Raw genomic sequence first — 16,759 nt, forward strand, 5'->3', positions numbered from 1 at the left:
CCTCAGGCCCCGGTGGAGGCTCCCCGCGCTGCCGTGCCGGCTCCCGCCGCCGCGCAGCCTCGTCCCTCTGTTCAGGAGAGCACCACCTTGCCCCAACCCCCCCCACGCTCACCGGTACCGCCGGCAGTCCGGACGCCTTCGAGCACTTCTTCGTCCGCGACCGTCGTCTCCCGGGGCCCTGCGCCTGGCTACCAGCAGCGTGGTGGACCCGGTGGTGGTCGCCCCGGTGGTCCGGGTGGCCCGGGTGGTCGTCCCGGTGGTCCGGGCGGCCCGGGTGGTCGTCCGGGTGGTCCGGGTGGCCCCGGTGGTCGTCCCGGTGGTCCGGGCGGCCCGGGTGGTCGTCCCGGCGGTCCGGGTGGGCGTCCGTCCTACCAGGGACCGGGCTCGTATCAGGGCGCCGGCCGTCCCGGTCAGGGACCGGTGCGTCCGACCTCGGCGCCCGGCACGGGTGTGCAGGCCTCGGCCTCTGCCTCTCCGACGCCGCAGGGCCCCACCATCATGGTCGGCGGCGTGCCGCACGCCCAGGTGTCGCCCACGGGCTCAGCCCGTCCCACGGCGACCCAGGCCGTCGTCATCTCGCGCCCGCTCATCCAGGTGCGCCGCGTGACGCCCACGGCCGGTCAGGCCAAGCAGTACCCCATGGCGCCGGGCCGCACGGGCATCCCCGAGCGGCGTGAGTACAAGGTGGTCCCGGACCACCTGGGCCGTGGCCGCGAGTTGGTGGACGTCTCCAAGAACAAGGAGCGTGGCCAGCGCAAGCGCACCAGCGGTGATACGCAGAGCGTGTCCAAGCAGGAACTGACGGACATGGTCTGGGGCCGCGTCACCATCCCCATCCGTGGCAAGAAGCGCAAGCCCACGAAGAAGGGCGCCAAGACGCAGATCACCCAGATGGCCGAGGAGAAGAAGGTCATCAAGCTGCAGGAGGGCATCTCCGTGTCCGACCTGGGCCAGCGCATGGGTGTGCGCAGCGCCGAGCTCATCAAGAAGCTGATGGGCCTGGGGAAGATGGCCACCGCGAACCAGCTGGTGGACGCGGACACTGCGGAGATGATCGCCGGCGACTACGGCTGGAAGATCGACCGCGTGGGCTTCGAGGTGGAGGACTACCTGCCCGAGGTGGAGGCCCGTCCCGAGGACGAGCGTCCCCGTCCGCCGGTCGTCGCCATCATGGGCCACGTCGACCACGGCAAGACGAGCCTCCTGGACGCCATCCGGAAGGCCAGCGTCGCGCAGGGCGAAGCGGGTGGCATCACCCAGCACATCGGCGCGTACAGCATCACCACCGCGCGCGGTGACGTGACGTTCCTCGACACGCCGGGCCACGAGGCCTTCACGTCCATGCGCGCCCGCGGCGCCGACGTGACGGACATCGTGGTGCTGGTGGTGGCCTCGGACGACGGCGTGATGCCCCAGACGGTGGAGGCCATCAAGCACGCGAAGGCGGCGGAGGTGCCCATCGTCGTCGCCATCAACAAGATGGACCTGCCGACCGCGAACCTGGACCGCGTGAAGAAGGACCTGGCCACCCACGAGCTCGTGCCGGAAGAGTGGGGCGGGGAGACCATCATGGTGCCCGTCTCCGCGAAGACGAAGGAGAACCTGGAGCTCCTGCTGGAGAACCTGGCCCTCCAGGCCGAGGTGCTCGAGCTGACCTCCAACCCGAGCCGTCCGTCGGTGGGCGCCATCATCGAGGCCAAGCTGGACCGCGGCCGTGGCCCTGTCGCCACGGTGCTGGTGCAGGAAGGCACGCTGAAGCTGGGTGACGCCGTCGTCACTGGCTCGCACTACGGCCGCGTCCGCGCGATGACGAACAGCCGCGGCGAGCAGGTGAAGGAAGTGAAGCCGGGCTACTGCGCAGAGGTCGTCGGTCTGTCCGGCGTGCCGGGCGCGGGTGACGCCATCAACGTGGTGGCGGACGAGAAGGCGGCCAAGCAGATCGCCGAGCACCGCAACATGAAGGAGCGGCAGACCGAGCTGTCCAAGGTCAGCCGCGAGTCCCTGGAGCAGCTGTTCGCCAAGACGAAGGCGGGTGGTGGTCCCAAGGAGCTGCGCGTCGTCATCAAGGCGGACGTGCAGGGCTCGGCGGAGGCCGTCAAGCAGGCGGTCCAGAAGCTCTCCACCCACAAGGTCAAGGTGGAGGTGGTCCACTCCGGTGTGGGCGCCATCACCGAGGGCGACGTGATGCGGGCGGCGGCCTCCAAGGGCGTCGTGCTGGGCTTCAACGTCAACCCGGAGTCCGGGGCGGAGGCCGCGGCCAAGGCCCAGGAAGTGGTGCTCAAGAGCTACTCCATCATCTACGAGCTCATCGACGGGGTTCGTACGGAGATGGAGGGTCTGCTGGAGCCCATCCGCACCGAGCGCAAGCTGGGCCGTGCGGAGGTGCGCAACACCTTCAACGTGCCGCGTCTGGGCACCATCGCCGGTGCGGCGGTGCTGGATGGCGTCATGAAGCGCGGCGCCTTCGTCCGCCTCATGCGCGAGAACAAGCAGCTGTTCTCCGGGAAGATGGCGTCGCTGCGGCGCTTCAAGGACGACGTCAAGGAAGTCGCTCAGGGCTTCGAGTGCGGTATCGGCATCGAGAGCTTCAACGACCTCAAGCCCGGTGACATCATCGAGGCGTACGAGATCGAAGAGACTCGGCAGAGCCTCACCTAGTTGCAGGAGAGCCCCGGCGCCTCCCTGAAACCCTGGGAAGACCCCATCTTCCCAGGGTGCTGATGCCCGGGTTGCCACCGCCTTCGGGCGTGGCCACCCGTGGCAAGGGGGACATTCATGTTCGTAGGTGTCGCACGCCTCACCCTGCAGATTCCGGACAGTGGCTCGCTGAAGTCCAAGCGGCAGGTGCTCCGCCGGGTGACGGACCGGCTCAAGGCCCGCTTCAACGTGGCGGTGGCCGAGGTCGAGGACCAGGATCTCTGGCAGAAGGCGTCACTGGCGCTCGCGGTGGTGGGTAACGAGCGACGCCACGTGGACGAGCAACTGGAGAAAATCATCCACTCCGTCGAGGAGATGTACGTCGCCCCGCTGTTGTCGCGGGAGACGGAAATCCTCGGCTTCGGGGACCAGCTCTTCGCGAGCGGCCAGGCGGCCTCGCGAGGTTCTTTCTCGGCGCAGGCCGTGGATGAGGACGCGGAGGAGTTGGACCTTTCCCCGGAGCAGGCGGCGGCGCATTCGGAGGCCGCCATTGCCCGCTTCCTGCGCGGCGAGCGCGGCTCGCTCGCGGAGGCGGAGGGGTTGGGAGAGTGGGAAAGCCGCCATGAAGGTGGCATGGATGGCGGCACAGGCCGCCCGTCTCCGTCGAGCGGTGGACGGATGACGTTCGACGAGGCACGGGCTCGGGCCCGTTCCCTGCGCAACCCGCGAGACTGGGAGAAGAAATGACGACGCATTCCCGACCGGAGCGCGTGGGGCAGGAAATCCAGGCGGCCATCGGTGACTTGCTCACCCGGGGCATGCTGAGGGATCCGCGCATCGGCTACATCACGATTACAGGCGTGAAGGTCTCCCCCGACCTTCGCGTGGCCCGTGTCTTCTATTCGATGATGGGCAACGAGCAGGAACGGGCGGACACGCAGAAGGGCCTGGAAGCCGCCAAGGGCTTCGTGCGCCGCGAGGTGACGTCCGCCGTCAACCTGCGCGTGTCGCCGGAAATCTTCTTCTCCTTCGACGAATCGGTGGGCGAAGGTGACAAGATTGACCGGCTGCTGCGCGAAGTCCGCAACAAGGAAGGCTGGTAGGTCCAGCTCCGGGCCTCCACGATTGGCGAGCCATGGACGGCGTCCTCGTCATTGACAAGCCCACCGGTCCCACGTCGTTCGACGTGGTCCGCCAGGTGCGTTCGCTGCTTCGCCTGAAGAAGGTGGGCCACACGGGGACGCTGGACCCGCTGGCCACTGGAGTGCTGCCGCTCTGCCTGGGGGAAGCCACCAAGGTCGCGGGCTTCATCACCGAGGGCGACAAGGCCTACGACGCCACGGTGCGCCTGGGCTCGGAGACGGACACCCTGGACGCGGAAGGGCAGGTGACGGCGCAGGCGCCCGTACCCGCCCTGACGCCCGCGCTGATTGAATCCGCGTTGGCGCGCTTCCGGGGCACTTTCGACCAGGTTCCCCCCATGTATTCGGCCGTCAAGGTGGGCGGGAAGCGGCTCTACGAACTGGCCCGTGCGGGCGAGGAAGTGGAGCGAGCCGCCCGCCAGGTGACGGTATACGAACTGGTGCTGCGGGACTTCTCCGCCGAGCGCCTGCAGCTGTCGGTGCGCTGCTCCAAGGGTTTCTTCGTGCGCACCCTGGCCCAGGACGTGGGCCGGGCGCTGGGTTGTGGTGCCCATCTGGAGGCACTGCGGCGCACCGCCAGTGGCCCCTTCACCCTGGCGCAGGCGCTGCCGCTGGCGGACGTGCCGGAGCTGCTGAAGGAGGGCGCGCTGGCCAGCCGGCTGATGACCATGTCGCATGCGCTGGTGGAGCTGCCGGAGGTCCGGGTGGGCGCCGTCGATGCCAAGCGCGTCTCCCATGGTGTCCCGGTGGAGGTTCCCGCCGGGAAGGTGGGACGGGTGCGCGTCATGGGCCCGGACGACGCGCTGCTGGCGGTGGCCGAAGTGGCCGGTGGCCGCCTGCGCTATCTGCGCGTCCTGGTGTAACGCCGGGATTTTTCGCGGGGTTGTGGCTGTACGTCTTCTCGCAGTCCCGGACTTTCCGGGGCTGGCGGGCAGGCGTCGAAGGTTGACCCCACGGGGGGTGAAGCTTATAAGCCCCCCGCTCGTCAGAAGGATGCACCCGGTCTGTACCCCTCCGCGGACCGTGGTGACGCGAGCAGCAACCTCCACCGGAGCGGGCAAGGAAGAGTCTCATGTCGCTGCACCAGGAGCGTAAGTCGGAGCTGGTGTCGAAGTTCCGGACCCACGAGTCGGACACGGGTTCCCCCGAGGTCCAGGTGGCGCTGCTGTCCGAGCGCATCACCATGCTCACCGAGCACTTCAAGACGCACAAGAAGGACCACCACTCCCGCCGCGGTCTGCTGAAGCTGGTCGGTCAGCGCCGCCGCCTGCTGGACTACCTGAAGTCCAAGGACGTCGCGCGGTACAAGAAGCTCATCGACGGCCTCGGCATCCGCAAGTAGGCAGTTGAGCAGGACCCGGGGCGCTGGCGGAATCCAGCGCCCCGCGCGTTTAGGACATAGGCCGTAATGCAGTGACGTGAAGCAGTCGAAGCGCGGTGGGTGGAGGCGGGCAAGGGAGTGGTGGCTGCGGAGGTTTTGGTTTCCGTTCGGATGGGCTGACCGCGGTCAGCCCCTGCGACCAGGGATCAAAAGTTCCGAGACATCCCTCCGGCGCTCCGCAAGCGCCCTCCGCAGTACATGCTGGCGGTTGCCTCAACTGGCGCCTGTTCCAGGCCCTGGTGACCGCTCAAACACCCCGAGGGCCCTCCCGGGGTGCCGGGTCCATTTCTCGGACCGGGTGCGCGCGGTGGGGTCTTCGCCCCTGAAGGATCCAGAGGCACGGACATGTTGAAGAAGAGCGTCAAGATTGGCGAGAGCGAGCTGAGCATTGAAGTGGGTCGTCTGGCGAAGCAGGCCGACGGTTCCGTGGTGGTCCGCTATGGCGACACCATGCTGCTGGTGACGGCGGTGAGCGCCCGGGAGAAGAAGGACATCGACTTCCTCCCCCTGACGGTGGAGTACCAGGAGAAGCTGTATTCGGCCGGCCGCATCCCCGGCAGCTACTTCAAGCGCGAGGGCCGCCTCACGGAGAAGGAGACGCTGGCCAGCCGCCTGGTCGACCGCTCCTGCCGCCCGCTGTTCCCGGAAGGCTACGCGTACGAGACGCAGGTCATCGCCAGCGTCATCTCCTCCGACCCGGAGAACGAGGGTGACATCCACGGCATCACCGGCGCCTCCGCGGCGCTGTGGGTGTCGGACATCCCGTTCGACGGCCCCATCGCCGGCATCCGCGTGGGCCGCGTCGGCGGTCAGCTGGTGGCCAACCCCACCGCGAAGCAGCGCGAGCAGAGCGACCTGGACCTGGTCATGGCGGTGAGCCGCAAGGCCATCGTCATGGTGGAAGGTGGCGCGGAGGAGGTCTCCGAGGCCGACATGGTCGCGGCGCTCGACTTCGGCTTCAAGACGGCGCAGCCCGCGCTGGACCTGCAGGACGAGCTGCGGCGCGAGCTGAACAAGCAGGTTCGCTCCTTCGAGAAGCCCGCCGCCGTGGACGAGGGCCTGCGCGCCAAGGTGCGCGAGCTGGCCATGGACGGCATCAAGGCGGGCTACGGCATCAAGGAGAAGGGCGCGCGTTACGAGGCGCTCGGCAAGACGAAGAAGGAGACGCTCGCCAAGCTCAAGGAGCAGCTGGGCGACGGCTACACCCCCCTGGTGGAGAAGCACGCCAAGTCGGTGGTGGAGGACCTGAAGTACGAGCACATGCGCGAGATGACGGTCAACGGTGGCCGCATCGGCGACCGTGGCCACGACGTGGTCCGTCCGATTACGTGCGAGGTGGGCGTGCTCCCGCGCACCCACGGCAGCGCCGTCTTCACGCGCGGCGAGACGCAGGCGCTCGTGGTCACCACGCTGGGCACCAGCGATGACGAGCAGCGCCTGGAGATGCTGGGCGGCATGGCCTTCAAGCGCTTCATGCTGCACTACAACTTCCCGCCGTTCAGCGTGAACGAGACGAAGCCGCTGCGTGGCCCGGGCCGCCGTGAAGTCGGCCACGGCGCGCTGGCGGAGCGCGCGCTGCGCAACATGGTGCCGAAGAGCGAGTCCTTCCCGTACACGGTGCGCCTGGTGTCGGACATCCTGGAGTCCAACGGCTCCTCGTCCATGGCCTCCGTCTGCGGCGGCACGCTGGCGCTGATGGACGCGGGTGTTCCGCTCAAGGCCCCCGTGGCCGGTATCGCCATGGGTCTGGTGAAGGAGGGCGACAAGATTGCCATCCTCTCCGACATCCTCGGTGACGAGGACCACCTGGGCGACATGGACTTCAAGGTGTGCGGCACCTCGAAGGGCATCACGTCCATCCAGATGGACATCAAGATCACCGGCCTCACGACGGAGATCATGAGCCGCGCGCTGGAGCAGGCGCGTCTGGGCCGCCTCCACATCCTGGGTGAGATGCTCAAGACGCTGGCCGAGTCCCGCAAGGAGATCAGCCAGTACGCGCCGCGCATCACCACCATCCAGATTCGTCCCGAGTTCATCAAGAACGTCATCGGGCCGGGCGGCAAGGTCATCAAGGACATCATCGCCCGCACGGGTGCCGCGATTAACATCGAGGACTCGGGCCGCGTGGACATCGCCAGCGCGAACGGCGAGGCCGTGAAGGCCGCCATCGCGATGATTCAGGCGCTGACCCGCGAGGCGGAGATCGGGAAGATCTACACGGGCACGGTGCGCAAGATTGCCGAGTTCGGCGCCTTCGTGGAGCTGTTCCCGGGCACCGACGGCCTCATCCACATCTCCGAGCTGTCCGACAAGCGCGTCAAGAGCGTCTCTGACGTGCTGAACGAGGGCGACGAGGTGTTGGTGAAGGTCGTCAGCATCGACAAGACGGGCAAGATTCGCCTGTCGCGCAAGGAGGCCATGGCGGAGCGCGCCGCGCAGCAGGGCGCCGCCGTCGGTGAGGCCGCCGCGCAGCCGGCGCCCGCGCCCACGCAGCCTGACGCCAAGGCTTGATTCGCGCCCGAAAGCCCGGGCTCCTTCATTGAGAGCCCGGCGCTCATGACGCCCCCTTCCGCCACCGCGCGGGAGGGGGTGTTTTCGTTTCGGGCCAGGGTGGCTTAGACACTTCCGGGCGGGCCGTGCGTTGAGGTGCGAGCCCCATCCGCACGGAGGCTGTTTGCCACCTCGACCACCGCCTGCGTCGTCGTCCACGCCCTTCCTGGCGGACGTCTCCCGTTTCCTGGGGGCCTTCCGCTGGGCGTTCATGCCGCTGGGCCTGGTCGCGCTGGTCGCGGTGGGGGTGCACTCGGCGGCGGACACGCTGGATGAACGGTTGCTGGCGCTGGTGGACCGGGTGGACGCGGGCTTCGACGCGCTCGTGGGCCGATACGAGCTGACGGCGCCCCTGGTGGAGTGGGTGTCGCTGGAGCAGCGCACCCGGATTGCGCGCTTCCTCGCGCTCGCATGGGAGCTGGCCGCGGACGTGGTGCTGGCGCTGCCCGCGCTGGGCTACCGGGAGTCCGCCGCACCGGTTCCCGCGGAGGCATGGCGCGTGGTGCTGGAGCCCCAGAAGGCCGCGCGTCCGACGTGGCGTCAGCTGTGGTCGCGGTGCCTGCGCAAGCCCACGCCCATGCGGTGGCTGCGGCCTCTGGCGACGGCGGCCGTGGTGCTGGCGGGCGCGTGCGCGGTGGCCAGGCTCATCCAGGGCTCGGTGTACCTCTCCTGGCGTGAACTCTTCGGGGACGGCGCCGCGGACGTGGCGGCGCGGGCACTGGCGGTGGCCTCGCTGGTGGGCGTCCTGGTTTCGCTCGGGTGGCGCGCGGTGCTGCGCAACCTGCAACACGCGGACGCGGTGTGTGAGGAAGCCGGAGGCAGAGCGGCCTTGCGGCGCGGACTGCTGGGCTGCGCGGTGGTGGTGCCGCTGGCCGTGGCGGCGGTGGTGGATGCGACGCCCGTGCTGTCCTTCTTCCGATAGGTGCCCATGTTCCCGCGCCAGGCAAAAGGACTGCTGGACTTCTTCATGGCGACGCTGTGCTTGTGGGCGGCGTACCACCACACGCCCGCGGGCGCGCTGGTGCGCAAGGCCACGGCATGGGCCACGGGGACGCGCAGCAGCGCGCGGCCCTTGCTCGCGTACTACGACGGCGTCAGTGGCACCTCGCTGTCACCGCCATTGATGGCTCCCGACGTGCCTCTGTCTCGGGCCCTCAGTGACGCGGAGGCCCTGGCCTGGGGAACTCACCTGGCGCTCAAGGGCGCCCAGGTGCGAGCCCGCCAGCCCGCGCTGGAGCTGGCCGCGGAACTGGGCGTCCCCGCAGCGTCGCTGTTGGATCCGCAGACGGGTCCGGCGGCCGCGCGCAGCCTGCATACGGCGCTGTCCAAGGACTTTCCAGGAGCGGAGGCCCGGCTCACGGCGCTCTTCGCGGGCCGAGTCCCCGCGCGCTATGCGCTGGAGCGGGTGGAGGCGGAGGGTGGGGCGCCCACGCTGGAGCGCCTGTCGGGACAGCTTCCGCCGGGCTTCGAGGACGCGTCCGTGGGCGCCGCGCAGGCCCTGGCGCTGGCCACCGCCTTCGGGCTCGCGTGGCCCGTTGATGAGAGCGCGCGTGTAACGAGTCCCTTCGGCGAGCGCTTCCACCCGGTGCTGGGGCGCCGGAAGATGCACACCGGTGTGGACCTGGGCGTGCCGGTGGGGACGCCCGTGGTGGCGGTGGCGGATGGCGTCGTCCGGCGTGCCAGCGAGGACGCTGTGAATGGCCGCGTGCTCGTGGTGGACCACGGGCGGGGCGTCACGACGGCGTACTGTCACAACTCGGAGCTGCTGGTGAAGGTGGGACAGCGCGTGAGCCGGGGAGAACGGGTGGCGCACTCGGGCAACACGGGGCGCTCCACCGGTCCCCACCTGCACTACCAGTTGGAACTGGCGGCGCGGCCCATGGACCCGCTGAAGTTCCGCACCGCCTTGCGGCCCGTGGCGAAGGACCCCGCGCCCTGAGGGGCCGACACGCGAGGTTGTCACGCCGCCGTGGCACGAAGCGGCGGCAGCTGTGTTAGTCCCAGCGCATGTCTTCCCCCCTCACGGTGAAGGTGCGCCGCGTGCGCACCCATGCGGAGCCCCTGCCACTTCCCCGCTACGAAACGGCACAGGCCGCGGGCCTGGACCTGCGCGCGGACATCGACGGGGAGCGGGTGCTGGGGCCCCTGGAGCGGCTGGCGGTGCCCACTGGGCTCGCGCTCGCGCTACCCCCTGGGTACGAAGGGCAGGTGCGCCCGCGCTCGGGCCTGGCGCTGCGGCATGGCGTCACGCTCCTCAACTCGCCGGGGACTGTGGACGCGGACTACCGGGGGGAGGTGCAGGTCATCCTCATCAACCTCTCCCATGAGCCCTTCACCCTGCGCAGGGGCGACCGTGTGGCCCAACTGGTGGTGGCCGCCGTGCCGCCGGTCTCCCTCCAGGAGGTGGAGCTACTGGAGGAAACCTCCCGGGGTGGAAATGGCTTCGGGTCCACGGGGCGCTAGTTGCTGACTTCCTCGCTCGGCGTTCCTTGATGACAGGGGAGCGTGCAGAATAAGAGGCTGGGCCTTCCCCCGAGGTGGCCCCCCGACTGCCTCCTGGAGTACGCCAGCTTTGCTTTGCTACCGCTGCGGCAGCCTCGTTCCTGCCTCCCAAGACACCTGCCCCACCTGTGGGCTGAAGCACGATGCCTCGGCGCGTCCTCCCGCCGGGGCGGCTCGCCGGCGCGGTGCGGACGGCGCACCCTACAAGCCAGGGGACGTCGTCGCCGGCCGCTACGCCATCCGGGAAGTGGTGGGCTCCGGGCCCATGGGCTTCGTCTTCCGAGCCCAGGACGAGGAGATTGACGTCGAAGTGGCGCTCAAGGCGGTGCACCCGCGCCTGGTGCAGCAGCCCGAGGAGCGCATGCAGTTCGCGCTGTCCATGCGCGTGGCCAAGAAGCTCAATCATCCGAACCTCCTGCGCGTGTACGAGGAGGGCGTGGATGGGGACCGGCCCTTCATCACCATGCAGCTGCTGGAGGGCATGACGCTGCGCCGGATGATGGAGCAGCGCACCGCGCGGGGGCAGCTCTTCTCGCTGAAGGAAGTGGAGCCGCTGCTGTCGCAGATGGCGGCGGCCCTGGACGCGGCGCACCGCTTCGGACCGCACTCCGACGTCAAGCCGGAGAACGTCATCGTCCTGCCGGACCTGCTCAAGGTGACGGACTACGGCCTGGGCCTGGCTGTGCCGCACCTGCCCTTCGTGCAGGCACAGAAGGGGCAGCGCGCGGACGTCTACATCGCGCCGGAGTACGTGGGCGGGGGCGAGCTGGACACGCGCATGGACGTGTACTCGCTCGCGGCCATCGTGGGGGAGATGCTCACCGGGCTCGTGCCCGAGGACGGCGTCATCCCCGGTCTGACGATGCACCACCCGGACCTGCCGACCTCCATCGAGGCACTGTACCGGCGCGCGCTCAACTTCAACCCGCTGGCCCGTCCGAAGACGGCGGGTGAGTTCCTCACCGAGTTCTCCAACATCCTGGCGCGCACGCCGGCCGCGGTGGTGTCGCGCACACGGAGCCTCCCGGCGCCTCCGGGCTCGTCGGCCGCGAACACCGCGAGGCAGGCGGCGAGGCCTCCGCCCCCGGTGCCCACGGGCATGCTCCCGGCCGTGCAGGAGGAGGACCTGCCTCCGCCGCCCGGTGTCGCCGCGCCCAAGCCGCCCGCGCCCATTCCGGACCTGCCGCCGCCGGTGGATGCCACGCAGCCGCTGGACGCGGCGTCGCTGGCCGCCATCATGGGGCGGGGCAGGCCCGCGGCCTCGCCCGCGCCGCAGCACCTGACGGAGCAGGCGCTGCCCTTCATCGCACCACCCGTCGTCGCCGCGAAGGCGGCACCGTCGGCGCAGAGCAGTGCTTCGCGGCCTGCGTCATCTCCGCCCGTGCCCTCGCGCGCCGCGCCAGCGCGGAAGGACTCCGAGGACACCAGTGAGCGTGGCGCCGCGTCCGAGGCGGCGCTGAGCCGCTCCACCGCGCCCACGCAGGTGGATGCCCCCGCGGTGACGGATGGCCGCTCCACTGCGATGACCCTGGACGAGGCGCCAGCGGTGCCCGCGGGGCGCCCCGCCGCGCCCACGCTGGACGCCGCGCCCGCGGTGGGCCGCTCCCGGTCGCGTGCTCGCGACGGCGCGCAGGACGAGGCGTCGTCTCGTTCGCGAGACGGCGGCGCCGAGGACACCGGCAGCCGTGCTCGCGGCCGTGCCTCCGAGGACTCAGGTGTTCGCACCCGCCGCCGGGGTTCGGAGGTGCCAGAGCCGGGCGCTCGTTCCGGCGCGAAGCGGAGTGAGCCGTCGGAAGGCTCCAGTTCTCGCGCCGCGCCTCGCGGAGCGGTGCTCACCAGGTCCGCCACGCGCGCGGCGAAGCCCCAGCGTTCCATGTTGAGGTTGGTGTTGCTCGTCCTCGGCTGCCTGGCGTTGGGCGCGGGCGGGGGCTTCCTGGCCATCAAGGCGCTGCAGAAGTCCAGAGGGCAGGGGACGGCGCCTGTTGCCGGGTCCGGTGGCGCGGCAGCGCTGGCGGCGCCCGTGGGCGGCTGTCCCGCGGGCATGCGGCTGGTGAGTGGCGGTGCCTTCAAGATGGGCCGGAGCGACGATGACGCACTGGCCAGCCCGGACGAGCGTCCCGTCGCGAGCATCCAGGTGTCGTCGTTCTGCGTGGATGAGTACGAGTTCCCCAACCGGGCTGGCGCGATGCCGAAGGTGGCCGTGGCCTGGGAAGAGGCGCGGGGAACGTGCGAGCGCGAGGGCAAGCGGCTCTGCACGGAAGAGGAATGGGAGAAGGCATGCAAGGGCCCCGGCAACTCGCGGTTCCCCTTCGGCGAGGAGCAGGCCGTGGGCGCGTGCAACACCGCGGCGAGCCCGGGTGGACTGGCGGCCTCCGGGCGCTTCGAGCGCTGCAAGTCGGGCTACGCGGTGATGGACCTGGCGGGCAACGCGGCGGAGTGGACGGCCACCCGCGTCGGCGCCCAGGCCTACGCGCTGAAGGGCGGCGCCTTCGACCAGCCGGACCCGGCGTCACGTTGCTCGGCGCGGAGCAACGGCGTGCCCACCGTGCGCTCGAACGCGGTGGGCTTTCGCTGCTGCGCGAGCGTGCGGCAATGAAGGGCTGCGTCGCCGCGCTCCTCGTCGCGCTGCTTCCGGCGGCGGTCGTGGCGCAGCAGCCAGCCCGTCCCCGCGTGGTGGCGGTGAAGTCCGCCCACCTGGCGCCGTACGCCTCCGTCATCGCTGGCTTCGCGGCGGAGGCCCGGGCCGAGGTGCAGGAGGTCATGCTGGACGAAAGCGCGGGCGCTGCCGCGCGGCTCTTCAAGAAGCTGGCGGCGCAGAAGCCCGCGCTGGTGCTGGCCCTGGGGCCCCTGGCCGCCAACGCCGCACGGCGCTCGCTGGGCGAGGACGTGCCCGTCCTCTTCGCCATGGTGCCCTACTACGAGAAGTACGGCCTGGATGGCGCCAACGTCACCGGCATCTCCCTCACCAGCGACATGGGGCCGGAGCTGGAGGCGCTGAAGGCCGTGTCGCCGAAGGTGAAGCGCGTGGGCATCCTGCATGACCCGCGGTTCTCCGCGGGGACGGTGACGCAGGCCCGCGCGGCGGCGGCCTCGAGGGGCATGTCCATCCTCCCGCTGGAATTGGAGGCGGGGGGCCGGGCGGAGAAGGCGTTGGACGGCGCGGTGGGCAAGGTGGACGCGCTGCTGATGGTGGCGGACAAGACGGTGGGCAACGCGGCGGTCGTCCAGGCGCTCATCGCCTTCGCGGCGGTGCACCGCGTACCGTTGGCCGCTCTAACGCCCAGCCAGGTGAAGGAAGGGGCCACGTTGGCGCTCTCGCCCAGTCCCACGGCCATCGGCCAGCAGGCCGGGCGGCTGGCCAACCGCATCATCCACGAGAAGGTGAATCCAGGAGCGCTGGCGGTGGTTCAGCCTGAGGGGTTGGACTTGTCTCTCAATCTCACCGCCGCCAGGAAGTTGGGTCCGTCCTCCGACGCCGTGCTGGAACTCCTCCGGCTCGCGGCGCGGCGGGACTTTGCCGTGAAGGTCTACGAGTGATTCCGCGATACAGCCGTCAGGAGATGTCCTCCCTCTGGTCCGACGAGGCCCGTTACAGCCGTTGGCGCGACGTGGAGCTCGCCGCCCTGGAGGGAATGGTGGAGGCCGGGCTGGCGCCCCGCGAGGCGCTGCAGGACTGCCTGGCTCGCGCCGGAGACTTCACGCCCGAGGACGCGGCGAAAATCGAGGAGATTGAGCGCACTACCAAGCACGACGTCATCGCGTTCCTCACCTTCATGGAAGAGCGGGTGGGGCCCAGCGCGCGCTGGCTGCACCTGGGCATGACGTCGTCGGACGTACTGGACACGTCGTTGGCGCTCACGCTGCGTGACGCGCTGGACCTCATCCTGAAGGATGTGGACCGCGTCATGGCCGCGGTGGAGAAGCGCGCCTTCGAGCACAAGCACACGCTGCAGATGGGCCGCAGCCACGGCATCCACGCGGAGCCCATCACCTTCGGCCACAAGCTGGCCATCTGGTACGACGAGCTGCGCCGTGCGCGGACGCGCCTGGAGCACGCGCGGGACGTCATCGCCGTGGGGAAGATTTCCGGCGCGGTGGGCACCTTCGCGCACCTGCCGCCCGCGGTGGAGGAGCACGTCTGCCGCAAGCTGGGCCTCAAGCCCGCGCCGGCCTCCAGCCAGGTGGTGCAGCGAGACAGGCACGCGGAGTTCTTCACCGCGCTGGCGCTGCTGGGCTCGAGCATCGAGAAGTTCGCCGTGGAGATTCGCCACCTCCAGCGCACCGAGGTGCGTGAGGCGGAGGAGCCCTTCACCGCGGGACAGAAGGGCTCCAGCGCCATGCCGCACAAGCGCAACCCGATTCTGTCGGAGAACCTCACCGGCCTCGCGCGCCTGCTGCGCGGCTATGCGGTGAGCGCCATGGAGGACGTGGCGCTGTGGCATGAGCGGGACATCTCCCACTCCTCGGTGGAGCGCGTCATCGGCCCGGACGCGACCATCCTCGCGGACTTCATGCTCATCCGCTTCGCGCGGCTGATGGAGGACCTGCGCGTCTACCCGGAGCAGATGAAGAAGAACCTGGACCTGCTGGGCGGCGTGGTGAACTCGCAGCGCCTCCTGTTGGAGCTGGCGCGCAAGGGCATGGACCGGCAGGCCGCGTACGTCATCGTCCAGCGCAACGCGATGAAGCTGTACGAGGAAGGACTCGACTTCCGGCAGGCCCTGCTCGCGGACGAGGACCTGCGGAAGATGATGACGCCCGAGGAGATTTCCGACTGCTTCTCCCCGGGCTACCACACGCGCCACATGGACGACGTCTTCCAGCGCGTGTTCGGCCGGAGCGCGTAGGCGCCCCGTGCCGGCGATGGAGGAGGGCTACTTCAGGTAGCCCTTCTCACGCAGGTTGCGCTCGATGCGAGTGTTCACGTCACCCGGCTCCAGCGTCAGCGTGGTGCCGGTGATGTGCTCGTAGGCCGCCACGTACTTCGTGGCCAGGTCCACGCGCACGTCGTCAGGGATGGGCGGCGGCGTGCCCTGGCCGGAGAAGTTCCGCTCGCGGATGAGCCACTGGCGGATGTTCTCCTTGTCCAGCATGCGCTGGTCCTCGCCCTTCGCGAAGCGCGCCTCGTACTCGTCGGCCACCCAGTAGCGGCTGGAGTCCGGGGTGTGCATCTCGTCGATGACGTAGAGCGTGTCGCCCACCTTGCCGAATTCGTACTTGGTATCCACGAGGATGAGGCCGCGTGAGCGCGCCCACTTCTGGCCCTCCGCGAAGAGGCCCAGCGCGGCCTCGGAGATGCGCGCCCAGTCACGAGGCGTGGCCAGGCCCCGCGCCAGAAGCTCCTTCTCCGAGATGGGCTCGTCGTGCAGGCCGTACTCCGCCTTGGTGGACGGGGTGATGAGGGGGGCGGGGAAGGCCTCGTCCTTGCGCAGGCCGTCCGGGAAGGGCAGCCCGTAGGCGGTGTGCGTGCCCTTCTGGTAGTCGCGCCACAGGCTGCCGGTGAGGTAGCCGCGCACCACCACTTCCACGGCGAAGGGCTGACAGGCACGCGCCACGGTGACGTTGGCGTCGGGCACGTCCAGCACGTGATTGGGGGCGATGTGCTTCGTGCGCTCGAACCAGAACGCGGCCAGCCGGTTGAGCACCTCGCCCTTGAAGGGGATGGTGGTGAGGATGTGGTCGAACGCGGACAGCCGGTCCGTCGTCACCAGGATGAGCCGGTCATCCTGCCGGTAGGTCTCGCGAACCTTGCCACGGTAGTGCTGGCCGAGCGCGGGCAGGTCCGTCTGCTGGAGGGTGAGGGGAAGCTGCGCGTGAAGTGCGGAGGTATTCACTGTCGCCTCGCGGCCCCTCTCTCTCGCGGGAAGGGCGAGAGGAAACGGGGCCTGACTTGAGGCGCGCGACTCTACTGGAGCGAAGCGGGCAGGGAAGAAGGACCGTACGCTGCTGCCAGGTAGAGGAAAGCTGGGTTGATGCGCAGGATTCCGTCCACGTAAGCGACCGCGTAAGGCGCGCCCGACGCCCGGTCCACCTGGACCGCGCTGTTCGGCGCGATGCCCCAGTGGGCGAGCAGCGTGCGAGCCACCAGCTCAGCGGCTTCACGCTCGGAGAGGCCCTGAAGGCCCTCGCGGCGGTCATCCGGCCAACGCTCTCCGCCAGACTCGAACACCAGCTCCAGGGGCGCACCCGCGTCGGGGGCCTGGAACAGGTCCATCTTCGGATCGAAGCCCGGCGCGGCGAGCAGCTCGCCCTGATGGCTGACCGGGAAGAGGACCAGGGCCTGGGCTGCCTGTCCGGCCTCGATGACGGACTGCCGGGCCACCTCGCGGAAGAGTTCCAGCCGCGTCGAGGGCGCCTCGAACTCGAGGAACTCCGGCGGGTTGGTGAGGGCCTGCCGCGCGCTCATCGTGGCACGGACAGGTGCACCCGCCTCACCACACGCGGTGAGGACCGTCACGAGAGAGAGGAGCAACCCAGGGAGCCAGCGACGCATCAACCGGGAATATACCGATCTGCTTCGGGATCAACCAGCTAAACTCAGCGC

14 protein-coding genes are annotated in these 16,759 nt (G+C 69.7%); 12 read left to right on the forward strand and 2 right to left on the reverse strand.

What is annotated here, in order from left to right:
• The 12 genes from infB to purB form a co-directional block, all read left to right on the forward strand.
• Positions 1 to 2,658, forward strand: a 2,658-nt coding sequence (gene infB, locus FMP39_RS28235) for a translation initiation factor IF-2 (protein ID WP_141593246.1), incomplete at its 5' end; no start/stop codon positions are given.
• A 117-nt stretch (positions 2,659 to 2,775) separates the two neighbouring features.
• On the forward strand, positions 2,776 to 3,384 hold the full coding sequence (locus FMP39_RS28240; protein ID WP_141593247.1) for a DUF503 domain-containing protein: 609 nt from the start codon (positions 2,776 to 2,778) through the stop codon (positions 3,382 to 3,384).
• Positions 3,381 to 3,740: a 30S ribosome-binding factor RbfA gene (gene rbfA, locus FMP39_RS28245; protein ID WP_011552154.1), complete on the forward strand. Its 360-nt coding sequence runs from the start codon at positions 3,381 to 3,383 to the stop codon at positions 3,738 to 3,740. Before FMP39_RS28240 ends, rbfA begins: the two co-directional genes overlap by 4 nt.
• A 32-nt stretch (positions 3,741 to 3,772) precedes the next feature.
• Positions 3,773 to 4,642, forward strand: coding sequence for a tRNA pseudouridine(55) synthase TruB (gene truB / locus FMP39_RS28250; RefSeq protein ID WP_141593248.1), 870 nt, complete (start codon positions 3,773 to 3,775; stop codon positions 4,640 to 4,642).
• Positions 4,643 to 4,851: 209 nt separating this feature from the next.
• Positions 4,852 to 5,121, forward strand: a complete 270-nt coding sequence (gene rpsO, locus FMP39_RS28255) for a 30S ribosomal protein S15 (RefSeq protein WP_011552156.1) — start codon at positions 4,852 to 4,854, stop codon at positions 5,119 to 5,121.
• Positions 5,122 to 5,505: 384 nt separating this feature from the next.
• Complete coding sequence (pnp, locus tag FMP39_RS28260) at positions 5,506 to 7,674, forward strand: polyribonucleotide nucleotidyltransferase (RefSeq protein ID WP_141593249.1); 2,169 nt, start codon at positions 5,506 to 5,508, stop codon at positions 7,672 to 7,674.
• Positions 7,675 to 7,837: 163 nt separating this feature from the next.
• A complete protein-coding gene (locus FMP39_RS28265; protein WP_141593250.1) occupies positions 7,838 to 8,635 on the forward strand; it encodes a hypothetical protein in 798 nt (265 codons plus the stop codon).
• 6 nt (positions 8,636 to 8,641) lie between these two features.
• The gene (locus FMP39_RS28270; RefSeq protein ID WP_194858597.1) at positions 8,642 to 9,652 is read left to right on the forward strand and encodes a M23 family metallopeptidase; all 1,011 of its coding nucleotides are present in this window, start codon (positions 8,642 to 8,644) and stop codon (positions 9,650 to 9,652) included.
• Between the two features lie 68 nt (positions 9,653 to 9,720).
• Positions 9,721 to 10,176: a dUTP diphosphatase gene (gene dut / locus FMP39_RS28275; RefSeq protein WP_090492018.1), complete on the forward strand. Its 456-nt coding sequence runs from the start codon at positions 9,721 to 9,723 to the stop codon at positions 10,174 to 10,176.
• A gap of 109 nt (positions 10,177 to 10,285) precedes the next feature.
• Positions 10,286 to 12,811, forward strand: coding sequence for a bifunctional serine/threonine-protein kinase/formylglycine-generating enzyme family protein (locus FMP39_RS28280; protein ID WP_141593252.1), 2,526 nt, complete (start codon positions 10,286 to 10,288; stop codon positions 12,809 to 12,811).
• Positions 12,808 to 13,752, forward strand: coding sequence for an ABC transporter substrate-binding protein (locus tag FMP39_RS28285; RefSeq protein WP_186818009.1), 945 nt, complete (start codon positions 12,808 to 12,810; stop codon positions 13,750 to 13,752). Before FMP39_RS28280 ends, FMP39_RS28285 begins: the two co-directional genes overlap by 4 nt.
• Positions 13,749 to 15,062 (forward strand): adenylosuccinate lyase, encoded by a 1,314-nt coding sequence (gene purB, locus FMP39_RS28290; RefSeq protein ID WP_090492021.1) that lies wholly within the window; start codon positions 13,749 to 13,751, stop codon positions 15,060 to 15,062. Before FMP39_RS28285 ends, purB begins: the two co-directional genes overlap by 4 nt.
• A gap of 27 nt (positions 15,063 to 15,089) precedes the next feature.
• Here the strand turns inward: purB and FMP39_RS28295 are convergent, their stop codons facing one another.
• Both FMP39_RS28295 and FMP39_RS28300 read right to left on the reverse strand, forming a co-directional pair.
• Positions 15,090 to 16,049 (reverse strand): phosphoribosylaminoimidazolesuccinocarboxamide synthase, encoded by a 960-nt coding sequence (locus FMP39_RS28295; RefSeq protein ID WP_141593254.1) that lies wholly within the window; start codon positions 16,047 to 16,049, stop codon positions 15,090 to 15,092.
• 71 nt (positions 16,050 to 16,120) lie between these two features.
• Positions 16,121 to 16,708: a hypothetical protein gene (locus FMP39_RS28300; RefSeq protein WP_043613242.1), complete on the reverse strand. Its 588-nt coding sequence runs from the start codon at positions 16,706 to 16,708 to the stop codon at positions 16,121 to 16,123.
• Positions 16,709 to 16,759: the final 51 nt, after the last annotated feature.

Origin of the sequence: Myxococcus sp. AB056, from assembly GCF_006547365.1 — a bacterium.
Taxonomy (GTDB): Bacteria; Myxococcota; Myxococcia; order Myxococcales; family Myxococcaceae; genus Myxococcus; species Myxococcus virescens.

What these genes read in the sequence shown, in the direction of transcription:
- FMP39_RS28240 (WP_141593247.1), top strand. Translation starts at nt 2,776, where the DNA reads ATGTTCGTAGGTGTCGCACGCCTCACCCTGCAGATTCCGGACAGTGGC.
- rbfA (WP_011552154.1), top strand. Translation starts at nt 3,381, where the DNA reads ATGACGACGCATTCCCGACCGGAGCGCGTGGGGCAGGAAATCCAGGCG.
- truB (WP_141593248.1), top strand. Translation starts at nt 3,773, where the DNA reads ATGGACGGCGTCCTCGTCATTGACAAGCCCACCGGTCCCACGTCGTTC.
- rpsO (WP_011552156.1), top strand. Translation starts at nt 4,852, where the DNA reads ATGTCGCTGCACCAGGAGCGTAAGTCGGAGCTGGTGTCGAAGTTCCGG.
- pnp (WP_141593249.1), top strand. Translation starts at nt 5,506, where the DNA reads ATGTTGAAGAAGAGCGTCAAGATTGGCGAGAGCGAGCTGAGCATTGAA.
- FMP39_RS28270 (WP_194858597.1), top strand. Translation starts at nt 8,642, where the DNA reads ATGTTCCCGCGCCAGGCAAAAGGACTGCTGGACTTCTTCATGGCGACG.
- dut (WP_090492018.1), top strand. Translation starts at nt 9,721, where the DNA reads ATGTCTTCCCCCCTCACGGTGAAGGTGCGCCGCGTGCGCACCCATGCG.
- FMP39_RS28285 (WP_186818009.1), top strand. Translation starts at nt 12,808, where the DNA reads ATGAAGGGCTGCGTCGCCGCGCTCCTCGTCGCGCTGCTTCCGGCGGCG.
- FMP39_RS28300 (WP_043613242.1), bottom strand. Translation starts at nt 16,708, where the DNA reads ATGCGTCGCTGGCTCCCTGGGTTGCTCCTCTCTCTCGTGACGGTCCTC.